At 59.5% G+C, this 17,604-nt stretch carries 17 protein-coding genes and 1 tRNA gene; 5 read left to right on the plus strand and 13 right to left on the minus strand.

Going from position 1 to position 17,604, the window contains the following annotated elements:
• Window positions 1-33: 33 nt before the first annotated feature.
• From DESPR_RS15895 to DESPR_RS15930, 8 genes are all read right to left on the minus strand, one after another.
• Complete coding sequence (locus DESPR_RS15895) at window positions 34-1,077, minus strand: hypothetical protein (RefSeq protein ID WP_015725822.1); 1,044 nt, start codon at window positions 1,075-1,077, stop codon at window positions 34-36.
• A 2-nt stretch (window positions 1,078-1,079) separates the two neighbouring features.
• Complete coding sequence (locus tag DESPR_RS15900) at window positions 1,080-1,316, minus strand: phosphopantetheine-binding protein (protein WP_015725823.1); 237 nt, start codon at window positions 1,314-1,316, stop codon at window positions 1,080-1,082.
• Between the two features lie 30 nt (window positions 1,317-1,346).
• On the minus strand, window positions 1,347-2,852 hold the full coding sequence (locus tag DESPR_RS15905; protein WP_015725824.1) for a benzoate-CoA ligase family protein: 1,506 nt from the start codon (window positions 2,850-2,852) through the stop codon (window positions 1,347-1,349).
• Window positions 2,849-3,358 carry a cupin domain-containing protein gene (locus tag DESPR_RS15910; protein ID WP_015725825.1) on the minus strand — a complete coding sequence of 170 codons (510 nt, stop codon included), beginning with the start codon at window positions 3,356-3,358 and terminating at the stop codon, window positions 2,849-2,851. Before DESPR_RS15910 ends, DESPR_RS15905 begins: the two co-directional genes overlap by 4 nt.
• A gap of 113 nt (window positions 3,359-3,471) precedes the next feature.
• Window positions 3,472-3,882 (minus strand): ATP-binding protein, encoded by a 411-nt coding sequence (locus DESPR_RS15915; RefSeq protein WP_015725826.1) that lies wholly within the window; start codon window positions 3,880-3,882, stop codon window positions 3,472-3,474.
• A 6-nt stretch (window positions 3,883-3,888) separates the two neighbouring features.
• A complete protein-coding gene (locus DESPR_RS15920; RefSeq protein ID WP_015725827.1) occupies window positions 3,889-4,224 on the minus strand; it encodes an STAS domain-containing protein in 336 nt (111 codons plus the stop codon).
• A 43-nt stretch (window positions 4,225-4,267) separates the two neighbouring features.
• A complete protein-coding gene (locus DESPR_RS15925; protein WP_015725828.1) occupies window positions 4,268-6,202 on the minus strand; it encodes a SpoIIE family protein phosphatase in 1,935 nt (644 codons plus the stop codon).
• Complete coding sequence (locus tag DESPR_RS15930) at window positions 6,189-7,190, minus strand: ABC transporter substrate-binding protein (protein WP_015725829.1); 1,002 nt, start codon at window positions 7,188-7,190, stop codon at window positions 6,189-6,191. Before DESPR_RS15930 ends, DESPR_RS15925 begins: the two co-directional genes overlap by 14 nt.
• A 533-nt stretch (window positions 7,191-7,723) precedes the next feature.
• Here DESPR_RS15930 and DESPR_RS15935 point away from each other — a divergent pair.
• On the plus strand, window positions 7,724-8,236 hold the full coding sequence (locus DESPR_RS15935; RefSeq protein WP_015725830.1) for a 3D domain-containing protein: 513 nt from the start codon (window positions 7,724-7,726) through the stop codon (window positions 8,234-8,236).
• A gap of 65 nt (window positions 8,237-8,301) precedes the next feature.
• Here DESPR_RS15935 and pap read toward each other — a convergent pair whose 3' ends face one another.
• Window positions 8,302-9,834 (minus strand): polyphosphate:AMP phosphotransferase, encoded by a 1,533-nt coding sequence (gene pap / locus DESPR_RS15940; protein ID WP_015725831.1) that lies wholly within the window; start codon window positions 9,832-9,834, stop codon window positions 8,302-8,304.
• 460 nt (window positions 9,835-10,294) lie between these two features.
• Window positions 10,295-10,392, minus strand: a tRNA-Sec gene (locus DESPR_RS15945).
• 176 nt (window positions 10,393-10,568) lie between these two features.
• Here DESPR_RS15945 and DESPR_RS15950 point away from each other — a divergent pair.
• The 4 genes from DESPR_RS15950 (at window position 10,569) to cysS (ending at window position 14,885) form a co-directional block, all read left to right on the plus strand.
• On the plus strand, window positions 10,569-10,865 hold the full coding sequence (locus DESPR_RS15950; RefSeq protein ID WP_169701476.1) for a hypothetical protein: 297 nt from the start codon (window positions 10,569-10,571) through the stop codon (window positions 10,863-10,865).
• 43 nt (window positions 10,866-10,908) lie between these two features.
• A complete protein-coding gene (locus tag DESPR_RS15955) occupies window positions 10,909-11,892 on the plus strand; it encodes an ABC transporter substrate-binding protein (RefSeq protein WP_015725833.1) in 984 nt (327 codons plus the stop codon).
• On the plus strand, window positions 11,889-12,365 hold the full coding sequence (locus tag DESPR_RS15960; RefSeq protein ID WP_015725834.1) for a DciA family protein: 477 nt from the start codon (window positions 11,889-11,891) through the stop codon (window positions 12,363-12,365). The genes DESPR_RS15955 and DESPR_RS15960 overlap by 4 nt, the downstream gene beginning before the upstream one ends.
• 192 nt (window positions 12,366-12,557) lie before the next feature.
• Entirely contained in the window at window positions 12,558-14,885 is a 2,328-nt protein-coding gene (gene cysS, locus DESPR_RS15965; RefSeq protein WP_015725835.1) for a cysteine--tRNA ligase, read from the plus strand.
• 22 nt (window positions 14,886-14,907) lie between these two features.
• Here the strand turns inward: cysS and DESPR_RS15970 are convergent, their stop codons facing one another.
• The 3 genes from DESPR_RS15970 to DESPR_RS15980 are packed head-to-tail and all read right to left on the minus strand — an operon-like array spanning window position 14,908 to window position 17,586.
• The gene (locus DESPR_RS15970; RefSeq protein ID WP_015725836.1) at window positions 14,908-15,468 is read right to left on the minus strand and encodes a sugar transferase; all 561 of its coding nucleotides are present in this window, start codon (window positions 15,466-15,468) and stop codon (window positions 14,908-14,910) included.
• A complete protein-coding gene (locus tag DESPR_RS15975; RefSeq protein WP_015725837.1) occupies window positions 15,452-16,462 on the minus strand; it encodes a UDP-glucose 4-epimerase family protein in 1,011 nt (336 codons plus the stop codon). Before DESPR_RS15975 ends, DESPR_RS15970 begins: the two co-directional genes overlap by 17 nt.
• Window positions 16,459-17,586 carry a glycosyltransferase family 4 protein gene (locus DESPR_RS15980; RefSeq protein WP_015725838.1) on the minus strand — a complete coding sequence of 376 codons (1,128 nt, stop codon included), beginning with the start codon at window positions 17,584-17,586 and terminating at the stop codon, window positions 16,459-16,461. Before DESPR_RS15980 ends, DESPR_RS15975 begins: the two co-directional genes overlap by 4 nt.
• Window positions 17,587-17,604: the final 18 nt, after the last annotated feature.

The following is a 17,604-nucleotide window of genomic DNA, read 5'->3' on the forward strand; positions in this document are numbered from 1 at the left end:
GGTAATCCCCTGTGAGGATGTGGTGGAGGCTGCTCATGCCTGACTCCGCAACCATTCGTTCCTGATCAGCTCCACCAGGGCGCGGCCGCGGTCGGAATGGATCTTCATCCCCGCGAAATTCGGGTCCACCAGATGCTTCTGCAGCAGCAGCCCATCAGTGCCGAACCAGATCGGCAGCAGACCGCCGAGCGCATAGCCCTGGCCGCGCAGCTGCTCGACCACCCCGCCGGCCCAGGGCTGACCGAGATCGACAAAGCATTGGATCAGGGCATAGTTATCGGCCCGCAACCGCTGCTCCAGGGCGCGCAACCGCCCGGGCAGATCCGCGCCCGGCGCGGTTACCGTGCAGCGGGCCACCCCGGCGAAGTCGAAGCGACCCACCTCGACGGCCGCCTCACCCGCTGGAATGCCGCTATCGGCCTCCACGATCTCGCGGTCCAGGGTGAACCCCTCCATGATGAAGCGCAGCTGGTCCCGATAGGGCCTGGGCAAAAACAGGGGTTTGCGCTGATCGACATCCACCCGGAAATAGACCAGACAGCCCACCCGGCCCAGGCCACTCCACTCGGTTTCGTACGCCTCGGCGGGCATCAGGGCCGGTTCCACCGCAGTTTCAAGACCCTTGGCATGCTGTGTCAGTTTCTGGGTGATGGTGTGGTTGCATACTGCCTCACCAAAAATACCGTCAATCCCGTCCTTGCCCACCAGCCGCATCAGCAACTGGGTTGCACGGAAAAAAGCCATGGTCGAGCGATAACTCGGCAGGGTCAGCCCCACGCCGTACTCGTAGAGCCGAGGGTTGGGCGGCGAGCTGCGATACAAGGCGGCATGGGCCACCACCTCACCGGAAACCGTGCGCGCCACTGTGCTGCGGATGGTGCCTCGGCGGTTTTCCTCGGCCAGACGTTCGGGAATGTAGTAGGTGTCAATCGGATAGCCGTCACCGTAGACGGCATAAAAGAGCCGGGCCACGCCGGTGCCGTCGGACGGCTCGAAAAAGTGGGCCGCATACGCCTCGCCCTCGGGAACCACATGCGGCGTACTGGCCAGGAACTGCAGCGCCTCCTTTCTGTCCATGGTCACACCTTGGCCTTGATGCAGTGCTCGAAGTCGGCCAGGGTCTTGAGCCGCAGGGCCTCGGCATCCGAGATCCTGACCCCGTAGCGCTCTTCCACCGCCAGGGCAAAGGCCGGGTAATCGATGGAATCGAATCCCTGTTCGCTCAGCAGCACATTCGGATCGAGACGGGACACCATCTCCTCGTCCAGGTCGATGGCGAGCATCAACTGCTTCAAGTCAGCGATCGTGATGGCCATAATCGTTCTCCTCGGTAAAACGGGTTGAATTCATTGCTTTAGTTTAAACCGCTGCACCTTGCCGGTGGGGGTGCGGGGCAGGTCATCGACAAACCGGTACACCAGGGGACACATATACTCGGGCAGACGAACGGCCAGGAAGGCGCGCAATGCCTTTTCCAGGGGCCGGCCGGGTTCGTGGCCCGGCCGCAGGATCAGGTGGGCGGCCGGACGCTCCAACCCACCAAGCCGATAGGCAGCCACCGCGCAGTCCGAGACCACCGGGTGGGTGCGCAACACCTCCTCGACCTGGAGCGGCGAGATCCATTGGCCGCCGACCTTGAGCATGTCGTCGCTGCGGCCACGGTGCCAGTAGCGGCCCTCCTGTTCGACTGCCACATCGCCGGTACGGATGAACCCGTCGGCCAGCATGGTCTCGGCGGTCTTGTCCGGCCGGTTCCAATACCGGGGCGCCGCCCCCGGTCCGCGCACCAGCAGATGGCCGGTAACGCCCGAGGCCACCGGATTGCCGTCGTCATCCACCAGCCGCACCTCGTAGCCCGGCACCGGCCGGCCTGTGGAACCGGGGACCAGATCGCCCGGCCGGTTGGAGAGGAAGATGTGGGTCATCTCGGTGGAGCCGATGCCGTCCAGCACCTCCAGGCCGGTGAGCCGCTGCCACTCCTCGACCATGGCGGCAGGCAGGGCCTCCCCGGCGGAGACGCACAGCCGCATCGGCAGGGACAGGTGGTCCTCGTTGACACTGCGGATGAGCTGACCGTAGACCGTGGGCACCGAGAAGAACAGCGTTGGCCGATACCGCGCCATCAACGCCAGGAGCTGATCGGGCAGGGGATTGTCGGGATGGAGTACCGCCGTGGCGCCGACATATAACGGGAAGGCCAAGCTGTTGCCCAGGCCGTAGGCAAAATAGAGTTTGCTGGCCGACAGCACCACGTCGTCCTCGCCCATGCCCAACACCTGCACCGCATAGCGTTCGGCCGCCGCCAGCAGGTCGCCATGGCGATGGGGCACCCCCTTGGGCCGGCCGGTGGAGCCCGAGGTATAGAGCATGTAGGCCAGATCGTCCGGCCCGACCGCGGCGGCTGCCACCGGGACGCTGGGCCTCTCGGCCACGGCCTCGGCGAGCCGCTCGCCACAAACCAGGCAGTCCGTTCTGGCGCGGGGAAATCCCTCGATCGCCGCCACAGATGGCGAGACCAGGGCCAGTCGGGCCTCGCTGTCGCTGAGCAGGAAGTCATAGGTCTCGGCATTCAAGGCAGTGCCGACCGGGACCGCGACCGCACCGATCAGGGTGGTCCCCAGAAAGGCGGCGACGAACACCGGCGAATCCACCAGGACGATCAGCACCCGGTCGCCCGGCCCTATGCCCTTGGCGTGCAACAGGCGGGCAAAACCATAGGCGCCCGCAGCCAGCTGCCGATAGCTGACCGCCTGGCCTGCGCAGAGATAGGCAGTTTTGTCGGGATGGCGCGCGAGATTGGGCAGGAGCAGGTGCGCTGTCAGGTTGCGGTTATTGGCTGTACATCCGTTCATTTGCGCTCCCTGTCCGTTGCGTGCCCGGCCGTCTGCCGAGCGGCCTTGTCCGTGGGTTCCTGCTTGATCACGTTTGGTGTCCCTTCAGCCCCAAGATAGAACACCGCCAGCTTGACCGGCTCGGTGCCGCTGTTGGTGCCATTATGCAGGACATCGACCACCTCGATCACCGCCTCGCCGGCACGATACGCGGTGGAGCGGCCATCTTCCAGCTCGACGGCCAGGGTGCCAGCAATCACATACGCATAGACGGGAACCGGATGCTTGTGCCAGCCGGTGCTGGCGCCAGGCGCAAGCTCCACGGTCATGGCGGTCACCTCGGCCTTGTCGGTGCAGGGATAGACGATCTTGTGTCCATTGGCGGTGGTAGTGGTTTTCTGCACGACATGGGCGGTCACTCCGCCACGGTAGCCGCTGTCGGCAAACACCGGCCCTGCCGTGAGCAGCAGGACCAACAGAAAGAAAACGATGGGTTGCTGCCATCGTCGGCAATACACGCGCCTCATGCACGCACTCCTCCGGTTGAATGAACGGATATACACGCTTGTTTGCCAGCCAAAGCCCGGCCGGTTCTCGTGGGTCCCCTGGTTGTCCGGTGGGGAGGGCATCTCCGCAGCACTCAGCCACGGTTGAAGGTGATGCGCAGGATGTTGCGCCCCCCCTCCCGGTGATATCTGACGCTGTCCGCGAATGTGCGGATGAAATGCACTCCCAGGCCGCCCACGGCCCGCTCGCTGATGTTGGAAGCACGATCGGGTTCCGGCAGCGAAAGCAGATCAAAGGGCACACCCGAATCGACGATTTCGAGGACAAAGGCGTCGCCGTCGCCGTCGCAGGCCAGTTCGGCTTCTCCTTGCCCGTCCGGATAGGCGTGATGGCAGATATTGACAAAGGCCTCTTCCAGGGCCAGGGTCAGGCCAAACCGTTTGTTGGGCCCCAGGCCGAAATGGGTGGCCTTGTCCTCCACGAACGCAATCGCTTCGGCAAGGCGCTCCACCCGGGCCGCGACACGAAAAGTGTCAACAGACATGGCCGGTTATTCAACAGCGGCCACGGCGCCGGCAACGGAATCGTGCATCGGGAAAATAGTGCTGAACCCGGAAATATCGAACACCTCCCTGACCGACCCGGTGACATTGGCACAACGGACCTGACCTCCCCTCGACTTGCTCCGTTTGGCGGTAGCAAGCAGGGCCCGCAGCCCGGCACTGCTAATGTAGTCGAGCCGTTCGCAATCAACGATCAGTACGCACGATTCGGCGGCAAGCAGTTCGTTGACCTTCTTTTCGAATTCCGGCGCGGTGACCGCGTCCAATTTGCCGGTGAGGGCGAGAACCAGAGTACTGCCTTCCGTGCTCATCTGTATGTCCATGGTGTTCCTCGTTTCTTTCACGCTGCATCCGGAGAGGCCCGGATCACTGGGTTGTGTTTGTACCTATCCCTCGATAGGTAATGGCGAGCATGGTCACGTCGTCGGACTGCGGCGCCCCTCCGGCGTGCCGGGCGACATCCGCCCGGATGCCATGAATGATCTCCGCCAGTTCCCGATCCGCCCTTTCCTGCAGGGCCGCCAGCAACCGCGATTCGCCGTAGGGTTCCTCTTGTCCGTTTTTCGCTTCGGTCACCCCGTCGGTATACAGAAACAGGACCTCCCCCGGCAACAGGGTGATCCGCTCGCTTGCATACACCGCCTCCTCCATGGGACCAAGGACAAATCCCGCCCGGACCGACAGGAGCCGCGCCGCTCCTCCGCTGATCAGCACCGGCGGATTGTGGCCGGCATTGGCGAAACGGACCTCGCCGCTGGTCGTGTCGAGGATGGCGCAGAACACGGTGGTGAACATGCAGCTGTCGTTGTCCGCGGCCAGGATGGTGTTGACCCGGGACAGGATCCGGTCCGGCTCGCCAAGCATCTGCCCCTCGGCCTTGAGCAGGGTCTTGACCACCATCATGTAGAGGGCGGCCGGGACCCCCTTGTCGGCCACGTCGGCGATCAAAAAACAGAGGTTGTCCTGGTCGACGAAGAAAAAGTCGTAGAAATCGCCACCCACCTCCTTTGCCGGATCCATAGCGGCGAAGACATCGAACTCGGGCCGGTCGGGAAAGGCGGGAAACAGGCGGGGCAGCAGGCTGGCCTGGATGTCGGTGGCCATCTTGAGTTCGCTCTGGATGCGCTCCTTGGCGGCAGTGGTTTCGGTCAGGTTGCGGATATATTCTTTGAGGGCCGTGGTCATGGCGGCAAAGGCCAGGGTCAGCTTGCCCACCTCGTCGCGCACCCGTACGGGCGGCAAGTTGGTGTCAAAGTGGCCTGCGGCGATCCCCTCCGTTGCCTTGGCCAAGGCACCAAGCGGGGCGGTGACGGTGCGGGCGATGAAAAAGACCATGATGGTCAACAAGCCAATCCCTCCCAGGGCAATACCGGTCACGGTAAAGGTGAGACGATGGACATCCGCATACATCTCCGCTTTGGGAAAAACGACCGCCAAGGTCCAGCCGGTGGAGGGAATCGGGGCGTAGTACATCCAGGTGTCGACGTTGCGCAGGTTGGTATAGGCGACCAATCCCGATTCGCCGCGCGCCATTTTCCTGCCGATCTCGCGGAGTTCCGGACTGTTGCGCGATTCGGCGAGACTGAAGATGGTTTCGTTCATGATCAAATTGCGGTCAGGATGGGTCAGGAAGGTGCCGTTGCGGGAGAGGAGGAAACTGTAGCCCGTGTCCAGCACCCGGATGGAGGCCACCAGCCTGGTCAGCCACTCCAGGGAAACATCGGCCACCACAACGCCGCGCACCGCTTTCTCCTTGCCCTGGTCCATGAAAATCGGGACCGAGCAGCTGGTCATCAGGATCTCGCCGCTGGTCTCGTCGTCATAGGGCTCGCTCCACGCCTGTTCCCGCAGCTCCTTGGCAATCTGATACCAATCCTGCTGCAGATACTGGAAATTCTCCTCTGGAGCGAAGAGCAGCTGGTCGCCTTGCCTATAAAAATAGGGAACCACCGGACAGGGCGGGTTGAAGGCGGGATCGGGTTCAAAGGCCACCCCAAGGCCATGGATCTCACGGTTCTCGATCAGGGTCCGCCGCAGAAGGAGCGACAATGACTGGTCGGAGGTCACCCCTGTCTCCACGGAGCGCCCCACGCCTTCGGCGACCTTGCCAATGGCGCGCAGGGTGGCCTCCATCCTGTTCACCGAGGCCAACACCAGTTTCTCGGCATTGTTCTCCACTTCTCGTTCCAGGGCCACTCGGGAACGGTGATAAAAATAGCTGATGGCCACGGAAAAAATCAGGATGGTGCAGACCGAGACCACCAGCGTGAAGGTGGAGGCGATGGTTCTAGCGGCGAACATCGGCCCCCCCCATGAAGGTTTCGTAATCGGGAACATCCTTGATGACCCCGTGGTCACGCAAAATGGCCGCGGCTGCCTGGTATCCCGGCGGCTGCAGGCGGCCAGGTGGTTCACCGTCGCTTGCCGGAGCCATCAAGTCGCGCATCCGCTCCAGCATCCATCGCTGGTGTGACCGGCTTGCAGGTACCTTGGCCTGCCGCATGATACGGAGGGTGACGTCCAGGGTTTCTTCCGGAGCAGCAAAGGCGTATCGCCACCCTTCCAAGGATGCCCTGGCAAAGGCCTTGGCCAAGGCCGGATCCTGGCGATAGCGATGCTCCAAGGCATATAAGCCGTCCTCGGGAAAGGTGATGCCGTGCTCATGGAGAGAAAAAACCCGCAGTTCTTCCGGGTTGATCCCGGCATTGAGCATGGTGTGGTATTCATTGTACCACATGGCCGAGGCCGCATCGAGACCGCCCCGGAGAAACAGGTTGACGGTATAGGCCTGGGGGATCCGCCGTACCTGAAGGTGATACCGGTCAAGGAAGGCCAGAATCGGCAGGGACAGTTCGCCGTCCCACACCCCGATTTTTTTTCCTTGAAGGTCCTTGGGCGTTCGGATGCCGCTTGCCGTGCGGACCACAAGCAGCAGGGAGGAACGCGGAACGATCTGCGCCAGGTTGACGAGTTTGAGCCCGGCATCATGCTGCTGCAGGGCGGTCGACAACCAGAGCACGGCGAAATCGGCCTCACCGTTGGTCAGCGATTGTATCGCCGAGCGGCCCGGCCCCCCCGTGAGAATGGTCAGATCGATACCATGGCGGGCATAAATGCCCTTTTCCAGGGCCATATAATAACCGGCAAACTGAGCCTGCGGGCTCCACAAAGGCATGAGCCGCGCCTTTTTCAGGCCTGTTTCCGCAGAGGCTGGGGAAACAAGGCCGGCGAACACGGCCAACCACACCATCAGGCACACGCAAACCGTGCGTCGGCGCGCTTTTCCCATGGTTGTTTCCTGTATTGGCGAGATCACCGCTGCTGTCTGAATCGACACATCGTCCCTCGACGGTGGAGAAAGAGCTGCCGCAAGACCATTCCATCGGTACAACCGCTTGACGGCAAAACATGAGGTCCTTGCCCCTCCGTCATGCCGCCTGGTTCTGCCGCGCAGGCAGCGATGAGCAGGCACATGCTTCAAAGGGACCAACACGATCGATTGTAGCTTAATCACCAAAATGAAATCAAAAAAAATTCCACTTTCCCGATCCTTTTGTACAATGAACGCATGCAGGACCTGTCCATGCCGACCGACGGGCACAATTTTTCTTCCCCGGCGTGCGACTTCTCGCTCTTCATCGAACTAACCAAAAGCCGTTCGCCCCCCTCTTGCTGGCCGGAACGCGAACAAGGAACTTGTTATAGGGCATGAAACGCTTCTCATCGATTTTTCATCGGAACGAGCCGCACACGGTGCAGGGAACAGGCAGGGTGAACGCACTCAGGGCAAGAAGATCAGCCCCTCGATTCCACGGGTGGAGCGTGCTCGCGGCAGTGGCGATCGTGTCGTTGCTGGGAGGCTGTGCCGGCAAATCCGTGGTGCGCGTGATGGACACGACCGCCTATTGCGGCTGTGCAATCTGCTGCAGCTGGGAAAGGGGCAGCTGGACCTATCTCAAGTTGGATTTCTGGAATCGCTATGTGAGCGCTGGCCCCCAGGCAGGGCGGCCCTATAGCGGTTTGACGGCCCGGGGGACCAGCCCCCATGAACCTGCCGCCGGACTCTTTTCCTGGGACACGGTGGAGCGTCCGTGGATGCTCCCCCTTCGTCTATTGCCCTGGTCATGGTTTCCCGAAGATGGCACCATTGCCGCCGATACCCGCTATTATCCGTTCGGCACCAGGATGTATGTTCCGGGATACGGGTGGGGGACTGTGGAAGATCGGGGGGGCGCCATCAAGGGCAGGGATCGGATTGATTTGTTCTTCGATTCCCATGACGACGCCCTCCTGTGGGGACGGAAAAAAGTGGAAGTGCGCATCGAGTACCCTTGATGGCATCGTGGGCTTCTCGGCCGGCCGGAAGTCCTTCCACTTCCCGCCCCGGGCTGCCGGACAGCCTAACGATCTTTTTTGGGTTTATCCAGATAATCGATGCCCTCCTCGTGCAGCTCCTTGAGCTTGATTTCAATGCATTCGCAGAGGGTTTTCAGGATCTTGATACGGGCGAAATTCTTGTCGTTGGCTTCGACCAGGGTCCACGGGGCAAGCAAGGTGCTTGTCCGGTCAACCATGTCGCACACCGCCTGCTCGTATTCCTCCCATTTTTCCCGATTGCGCCAGTCCTCCTCGGTAATCTTGAAACTCTTGAATCCGGTCCGCTGTCGTTCCTCGAATCGCCGCAACTGCTCGTCCTTGGTGATGGCCAGCCAGAATTTGACGACCAGCAGGTGATGCCTGACCATCTGCGCTTCGAAATCGTTGATTTCGCCATAGGCCCGCATCCAATCGACCTCTGCGCAGAACCCCTCGACCCGTTCCACCAGTACCCGGCCGTACCAGGAGCGATCAAAGATGGTCACCCGGCCTTTCCGGGGAAGATGCCGCCAGAAACGCCACAGATAGGGCTGGGCACGCTCTTCCTCGGAGGGAGCGGCAATGGGAATGACCTGGTAGTAGCGGGCGTCCAACGCCCCGGTAATGCGGCGGATACTGCCTCCTTTGCCGGCGGCGTCGTTGCCCTCGAACACGGCGATCACCGACATGTATTTGAACTTGGGATCGCGGGTCAGCACATTCAGCCTGCCTTGATATTTTTCCAGCTGAACCTTGAATTTGTCCTTGCTCAACGCCTGCTTCATATCAAGCGTCTTGAGCAGATGCAGGTTGTCGATGGCGGGCATCAGCGGCGGCGCGAGAATCTTGGCAGGAACCACCTGTTCCTGTTCCAGCCTCTCCTGGATCGCCTTGAGAATCACCTTGCCCACGGTGAGGTTGCGGTAATGGGCATCTTCCCCTTCCACAATCAGCCACGGCGCCTCAGCCGTGCTGGTGTGGCGGATAACATGCTCATGCACTTCTTGAAATTTGTCGTAGGCCTTGAAATGCTTCCAGTCACGATCAGTGACCTTCCAGCGGGTCAACGGATTTTTTTCCAACTCCTTGAAACGTTTTTCCTGTTTCTTTTTGGAGAGGTGCAGCCAAAATTTGATTATCAAGGCCCCCTCATCCACCAGCATTTTTTCCAACCGTTTGGCCCGTTCCATGCTTTGTTCAAGATCGGCGGCCTTGGTGCGGCCATTGACCCGGTTGAGAATAGGCCAAGTGTACCAGGAACCGAGAAAAACCCCAATCTTGCCCTTGGGCGGCAAGGCGCGCCAGAAGCGCCACATCATCGGACGATCGAGTTCCTCGTCGGAAGGCTCGCCCATGCCATGGGTTTGGATGTGGCGCGGATCCATCCATTCGTTGAGCAGATTGACGGTGGCCCCGCGCCCCGCGCCATCCAATCCTCCCACCAGGATAATCACCGGGAAAGCCGCGGATTCCGCCAGCCTCAGCTGCGCATCGAGCAGCGCCTCGCGCAGGGGAGGAACCTCTTGCTCATACACTGACTTTTTAATTTTGTGTCCTAATTCCGCCGATTCAAACATGCTTGGCCTCCTCGCGCTGCTGGGCAGTCACGACAATGAATCCACAATGTCCCCAGACCGATCACCGCACGCCGTTTCCTCGTCCGGCGCAGTTCCCGCCTGTTCCCCTTGACCGCCTTCCAGCTTGCCAGTACTCAAGCTATCGACGTAACGTCGTATCATAGTTGATATGCCGCTTGTTTTCACCAACTTGTCCCAAAAGAAATGCACCGAAGGCTTGCCTGCCACGTATGGCGGCACATCGGGTACCATCCAGAAGGAATGGAGGCAGGTCGGAGAGGGAAAACGGAGACACTCCATGACTGCGAGGATCGACCCGCTTCGCGAGGGAGGCGTCGCCCCCAACCGTTGGCTATTTTTTCCTTGACAGGAACGGAGAGAAGAGAATTGACAGCCAAAAAAGATTCAGGCTAGAATAAGGACGTTCTGTGACATCGTCCCAATCACGCATTGAGGAATATGGCGGAAGTGCATGGGAATCGAACCCACCTGCCGGGCTATTCACCCGACACACCGGATTTGAAGTCCGGGAGAGCCACCAGAGCCCTTTCCACTTCCGACTGGCTATAACTTTTACTCGCTACCCAACAGAAAAACAATCGTTTCTTCTCGTTTTCCTAACCCCTTGACCGGGCACATTGTCCGCAACCGCAACGCACGCCTATTTTCCGATGGAATGTGAACAACTGATCCGACTCATTAAAGACTGGTACCTCAGGGTTAAGCAAGAAACCATGGCTCCGGCTCGGATGATGCAATTTGTCGACCAACACGTCAAAAACTGCTGCATCTGCCAGGCTGACCTCCTCCTGCCCGATGAGGTGGAAAAAATCAGAGAATTCGTTCTCCCGGAATCGAAGATCCCCAAGGCCTCGCGCTCGCTGGACGATACGACCCCAGAAATTTCTCCCGGCGAGGAGGACGATTTTGATGAGGATGACGAGTACGTCGACGACACCGACGATGAGCTCGATGAAGACGATATTGACGACGACGAAGAAGATGATCTCAGCGATGACGATGTTATCTGATCCGTGTTGCCCTCTGTCGAGCATCAGCCGGTAGGGGATCCCCTTGCGTGCGCAACAACACAGCGATCAGGGCAATACAACGAGACTGGTTGTCAGTCTCGTTTTTTTTTCCTTGCTCCTGGTTTGCGGTCCCATCGCTGTCCTGCCGGCGACCGCAGACAGCAAGGCGCACCCGATCTATGAGCGTGTTGTCTCGCTCAGTCCCTTGATCACCGAAAACATTTTTCTGCTCGGTGCGGGGAACAGCCTGGTCGGCAACACCATCTACTGTCAGCGACCGGAAGCGGCTCAGCACATCGAGAAAGTGGGTTCGGTCCAGGAATTGAGTCTCGAGAAGATCGTCAGCTTGAACCCCCAACTGATCCTGGCCAGCAACCTGACCCCGCCTCAAACGGTCGAGCAGCTGCGCTCCCTGGCGTTGCGGGTCGAGACCTTTGGCCAGCCCGCTTCCTTTGAGGATATCTGCAATCATTTCCTTAGATTGGGAGCAATACTCAACCGGAACGAATACGCCGTAGCCCTTGTTGATCAAGCCAGGCGCAAGGTCGATGCCGTTCGCCGTGCGGTGAGCTCGTTGCCGCGCCGCAAGGTTTTTCTCCAAGTCGGCGCCCATCCGCTGTTCTCCTCGGTACAGAGTTCCTTCACCCATGATTTCATTGAACTGGGGGGCGGCATCAATATCGCCGGCGAGCAGAAAACAGGCGCGATGAAAACGGAACAAGTCCTTGCCTTGAATCCAGATCTGATCATCATCGCGGTCATGGGTTCGGAAAATGGCATCGGTGCCGAGGAAAAGGCGCGGTGGATGCGCTTTTCCACCCTTGAGGCGGTCCGCGCCAATCAGGTCCACGTCATGGATCCGAATCTGGTCTGCAGCCCCTCTCCCACCACCTTTGCCGATACCCTGGTGACCATTGCCCGCCTGATCCATCCGCAGGCGGCCATCGCCGCACCGGATGCAGCAGGTGGGCCGCACACGAGTTCAAACCACCTTCCCGTAGCCGAGGTTGGGGGGCGGCAGCAGTGACACCGCGATCAATCGGGCCCAAACACGGCGATCTGTGTTCGCTGGGGGAACGCCTCGCCGGGATCTACTCCAGGAAACAGTGGAACCGGCAGTGGCGCTTGTTTCAGCTGGCCCGCCAATGGCCCTCAATCGTCGGCGCCGATTATGCCCGGCTGACCACGCCTGCTTTTTTCCGCCAGCAGACCTTGTGGATCTATGTGCAAGATTCCTCCTGGATGCACCACCTCCAATTCGTTAAGCTTGACCTGCTGGCCCGAATCAACCTGGCGATGGACGATCAGCCGGTTGCGGATATTCGCTGGCAGCTGCAACCGCAAGAGTCAGCGCCGTCAGCGTCGCGCCCGACCATCCCCCCCACCGTCGATGTCGCGGAAGAACAATCCTTCCTGCGCATGGCCGAAGGTATCGCCAACCCGGAATGCCGCACCGCCCTGCAGCGATTGTGGCGGACCTTTGCCGCCGCCAGGGAATAACCTCATCCGCTCCACCGACAGCGTCCGATCCACTCGAGCCGTGTTGTCCAGAGGCTCTTGTCTCCTCCATCCAGCCGCCTTCCTTGAACAAATTTCCTCCCGACAAGGCGCATATTTTGCGCTTTGCCCGCAAATAGGCTATGTTGTCGGCTGCGTTTATCGTTTTGATTCCTTGAAACACCCGTGGCAAACATGAAACTCGTTGAATTAATAGGCAAGACTCCTCTGGTCGAGTTGGCTCGGCTCAATCCCGCCGCTGGCAAGGTCCAACTGCTGGGCAAACTCGAATCCCGCAATCCCGGGGGCTCAATCAAGGACCGGGTTGCCCTGTCCATGGTCGAAGCCGCCGAAAAAAGCGGCGAACTGACCCGCGACAAGATCCTCCTCGAAGCCACCAGCGGCAATACCGGTATCGGCATGGCCATGGTGTGCGCGGCCAAACAGTACCGTTGCCAGCTGATCATGCCGGAATCGGCGTCCATCGAGCGACGGCTGATCATGCAGGCCTACGGCGCGGAGATCATCCTCACTCCGGCCAAGCGGGCCACCGACGGAGCGATCGAGAAGGCCTATGCCCTGGCCCGCGAACATCCTGACCGCTACTTTCTCGCCGACCAATTCAACAACCCCGCCAACTGGCAAGCCCATTACACCTCGACCGCGCCAGAGATCTGGCAACAGACAGAGGGCAAGGTCACCGACATCATCGTCACCTTGGGCACCTCGGGCACGGCCATGGGACTGTCCCGCTGGTTCCGCGACCACCATCCCGAGGTGCGGGTGATTGCCGTGGAACCTCATCCCGGCCACAAGATCCAGGGGCTGAAGAACATGAAGGAGTCCTACAAACCCGGCATCTTCGACAAAACCCTGCCCCATGCCATCGTCAACGTGGCCGATGCGGATGCCTTTGCCACCGTTCGCCGCCTGGCCGCCGAGGAGGGCGTTTTTGCCGGCATGAGCAGCGGCGCGGCCATGTTTGTCGCCATGGAGCGGGCCCGGGAAATCGACGGGGGATGCATCGTCGTCATCCTGCCCGACGGCGGTGAACGCTACCTGAGCACCCCACTGTTCAAACAGCCGGCCAAGAGCAAGGAAGAGGCGTCGCAGCTGCGGTTGTTCAACACCATGACCCGGAAAAAAGAGGTCTTCCAACCGATTCGCGACAACCGAGTGACCCTCTATGCCTGTGGGCCGACCGCCGCCGAATCGCCCAACATCGCCCACTGCCGCCGCCTCATCGTTGCCGATCTCATCAACCGCTCCCTCCTCGCCCAGGGGTACGCGGTCGAACTGTACATGAACTTCACCGATCTCGACGACAACACCATCACCGGCGCCATTGACGCCGGCGCTGACCTGCGCGAGTTCACGGGACGATACATCGACGAGTTCAAGCAGGCCATCGAGGCCCTCAACGTGCAGCAGGCCACCGGCTATCCGCTCGCCTCCGAGCATGTCGGCCACATGATCGAAATCGCCCACGACCTGATCCACAAAGGATATGCTTACGAGAAACTCGGGTCGATCTATTTCGATATTTCCAAATTCAAACACTACGGCCGCCTCTCGGGAATCGACTTGAGCAAAATCAAGATCGGCCAGACCGTGGACCTCGACAACTACGAGAAGGACAACCCCCGCGACTTCACCCTGCTCAAGCGGTCCACCCTGGCGGAGCTGAAAAAGGGCATTTTCTACGAAACCGACTGGGGCAATATCCGCCCCGGCTGGCATATCGAGTGCTCGGCCATGTCGACCAACTATCTCGGGGAAACCATCGACATCCACACCGCCAGCCAGGATCTGCTCTTTCCTCATCACGAAAACGAGATCGCCATCGCCGAGGCCCTGACCGGCAAACCGCTGGCCAACTACTGGCTCCACTCCGGTCAACTGCTCATGGACGGCCGCAAAATGGCCAAGGAAACCGGCAACGTGGTCACCCTGCGCGAGGTGCTGGACAGGGGCTACGGCGGCCGGGAACTGCGATTCATGCTCCTGGGCGTCCATTACCGCAAACCGCTGCTCTTCTCCTTCAAGCGGCTGAACGCGGCACGCACCGCGCTGCGGCGAATCGACGAATATACCCGCAAACTCCTCTGTCTGCCGGCGGGACTGCCCCATCCCGAACTGGCCAGCTATGTCTCCGAGCTGGAGCAGCGGTTTCATGACGCGATCAACGATGATCTGAACATCTCCGGGGCCATCGGTGCCCTGTTCAACTTCATCAAACAGACCAATCCGGTGGTTCAAGCCCGGCAGCTGGACCGCGACCAGAAAAACGATGTGCTTGAGGCGTTACGGATGGTGAACACGGTGCTCGGGGTGCTCCGCCTGGAACATTGCCCCCTGACGCCCGAAATTGATCGGCTCATTCGCCAACGCGAACGCGCCCGGCAGCTCAAGGACTGGACTGCCGCCGATTCAGCCCGTGAAGAGCTGCTGCGCAAAGGGGTGACCATCGTCGACACCGCGGCAGGCCCCATATGGGAACAGATCACCGAGGAAGTGAAATAGGCCGACTTCTTTTTCGGCAGGGTCAGTGGACAACCCCTTCTTGCCTGGCCACCTTCACAAAGGTCCTGAAAAGGATGTGCAGGTCGAGCAGGAGGGATCGGTGTTGCAGATAGTATTCGTCATAGCCAACCTTCACTGGAATGGGCAGATCATCCCTGCCGTTGATCTGCGCCCATCCAGTGAGACCTGGCGTCAATCGATGGATGCCCTTTCGAGTCCGCAGTTCAATGAGGTCGTCTTGATTGAACAATGCCGGCCGGGGACCGACAAAGCTCATATCTCCCTTGATAATGCTGAACAACTGCGGCAATTCATCCAAGCTGCTTTTGCGCAGAAATTTGCCGATCACCGTGAGATAATGATCGGGATTTTCGAGCAAATGCGTGGCCACCACCGGGGTGTTGACCTGCATGGTGCGAAATTTGGGCATTTTGAAGAGGGCGTTGTCTCTCCCGACCCGATCGGACCAGTACAGGACGGGCCCTTTCGAGGTGAGCTTAATCAACAGGGCCACCACTGCCATCGGCAGGGCCAACACCGCGGCCAGGCAAAGGGCCATCACGACATCAATCATTCTTTTCATGCAAAAACCCTGCGGCAGCCCGCCGCATTCCTTCGTTGACGCTGATCGGCGGCAGCCATCCCAGCACTTCGCGCGCCTTGCTGATATCAACCTGCAACGACATGCACAAGCGCCGCCACATATCCGTTTTTCCCAGGAGCGCAGCCCCGCCCTTGAGGATGGACGGTGGCACGGGCAGCAAGCGTGCCGGCGTGCCCAACGCCTGGCCGACATTGACCAAGAGTTCCGCCGTGGACAGATCGTGGCCATCGGCAACGAAAAAGACCTGATTGGCGGCGGCGGGATGCCCGAGGCAGGTAACGATAAAATCAACGAGATTGTCGAGGGCGAGCAGACTGCGCCGGTTGTGCAACGCTCCCAGAGGCAGAGGCAGCCCCCTGGCAACCCAGTCCATCATCCGGCGAAAATTCGCCTTGACCCCTGGACCGTACACCAAGGGAGGGCGGATGACAGTCACAGCCATGCCGCTTTGGGCCGCAATCCGGGACAAGCCAACCTCGGCTTCATATTTGGAAATGCTGTAGGCGTCTTGCGGATTCGGAGCATCTTGCTCGGTAAACGGTCGACCTGGTGGAGAACATTCACCATTCACCTTGACCGAACTGAGAAAAATGAAGCGCTTGGCCCCGGCCGCCGCAGCCTGACGGGCCAGGTTGAGCGTTCCCTCTGTATTGACGACCCGGTACTCGGATAAAGCCCTGCTCCCGCTGTCGGCCAGCACGTGCACCTTCGCGGCAGTGTGGATGACTGCGTCAACGCCGGCAAGGGCATGGCCCCACTCTGTCTGCCCGCATAACGCGCCCACCGTTACCTGCTCCACCCGCCCATCCATGGAGGGGATTCTTTGCCGGGCAGCGGCTCGAACGAGATAATTTTCTTCTCCTGCCGCTGAACACGATGCAGAAGAACACGGAGCAGCGAGGACGCTCCAAGCCAGCCGTTCCACCACGGCCCTGCCGAGAAAACCATTCGCCCCGGTGACCAGAACCCTCACCCTCTTACCTCTTCCCAAACCCGCATGGTTTCCCGCGCGATTCGTTCCTCAGCAAACTCTGCGATGACCATCTCCCGCCCAAAGCGTCCCATCCGCATCCTGAGCTCCGGATCATGGAGTAATTTTTCCACTGCCGCGGCCAGAGCCCTGCCATCCTTCAGTGGAACCAGAAGACCGTTCCGCTCGTGGACCACCACTTCACGGCATCCGGAAACATCATAGGTGACAATTGGTCGCCCGCAGCTCGCGGCTTCGAGCAACGCCTTGGGAAGCCCCTCGCCATAGGATGGCAGGCAAACGATTGCCGCCTGCCGCAGCACCTCAGGCATGTCATCACAATACCCCCACCATTCGACAACGCCTTCCTTTTTCCATGCTTCGAGTTGGCCTCTTGGCACGCATTCGGGATTATGCTCGTCAGGGTCACCCACTAGGGCAAAACGAGCCGCTATCCCCTTTGCCTTGATGGCGCGAGCACATTCGACAAAATCGCCGATCCCCTTATCCCATAGCATGCGCCCTGGCAGGACCACCAGGGGCAGCCCGACAGCCTCCGGTTGAGGGGAAAAAATCGATGTGTTGACACCGGCGCCGCGTATCAATCGAATCTGCTCTTCTGCAATGATACGATGCCTTATGATGACGTGTTGATCATCAATATTTTGCAATATCAACCGATTTTTTTTGCCACTTAAGGCATAACGAAGCGCAATTATGATAAGGGGACGAATGAATCGGGCATATCTTTTTTGAGAAGAAAAGATAAAACCAAGTCCCCCTAAAGCAAAAACACATCGTATTGCATCTATTCCCTTGCACGCTATCGAAGAATACAATACTGGCTTCATTGCCACTGCATGAACAATCTTCGGTCGAATATCCTTGATCATTTGGCGCAACTTGACAATGGAATACACCTCAAGAATTATATTGATAGAACTTCTATTAATATTCCAATTGTAAACATTAATTCCTTTTTTTTCTATAATCTCTTTATATTTATTACCATGGGTTATCAATACAACCCTATATCCATTATCGAGGGCATGTTGAGCCAAATGAAGACGATGCGACACAAAGTACGAGTCTTCAGCAACCACAAAAAGTATCGTATCCAACAGCATTCCTCTAGTGTATCAGGA

The organism is Desulfobulbus propionicus DSM 2032, from assembly GCF_000186885.1.
GTDB classification, from domain to species: Bacteria; Desulfobacterota; Desulfobulbia; order Desulfobulbales; family Desulfobulbaceae; genus Desulfobulbus; species Desulfobulbus propionicus.